1 protein-coding gene is annotated in these 495 nt (G+C 77.0%); it reads right to left on the bottom strand.

Annotated elements, in window-relative coordinates; all coding sequences use genetic code 11:
- A partial coding sequence (locus tag AC2W7G_RS18475) for an FAD-binding protein (protein ID WP_485869710.1) occupies positions 1 to 495 on the bottom strand: 495 nt, incomplete at both ends.

The following is a 495-nucleotide window of genomic DNA, read 5'->3' as shown; positions in this document are numbered from 1 at the left end:
GTCGCGCGAGCACGACCGGACGACCCTGCTCACGAGCCCGTCGGGCCACGGCCCGGGCGACGACGTCGCGCGGGGCGAGCTCACCGCGCGGGTCGACGTCGAGCAGGAACCGGCGTCCGTCGGCGTCGCGCAGCACGCGCCGGCACCGCGCACCGCCTCGGAGACCAGGAACCCGTCAGCGAGCACCGTGGGGTGCAGCTGCACCATCTCCAGGTCGGCGACGTACGCGCCGGCGCGCAGAGCCATCGCGACCCCGTCGCCGGTGGCCACGCCGGGGTTGGTCGTGTGCCCGAAGAGCTGGCCGGAGCCACCGGTGGCGAGCACGACGGCGTCTGCAGCGACCACCTCGCCGCCGAGCAGCCGCACGCCGGTGGCGCGTCCGGCCTCGACCACGACGTCGAGCGCGAACGCGTCCTCGCGCACCACCACCGAGGACGCGCGTACCGCGGCGACCAGGGCCCGGACGACTTCCGCCCCGTGGCCGTCGCCGCCCGC

Source organism: Aeromicrobium sp. PFPM2_SD2, assembly GCF_057364525.1.
The sequence above is the reverse complement of the archived record's forward strand: the minus strand, read 5'-3'. Positions and strand labels throughout refer to the sequence as shown.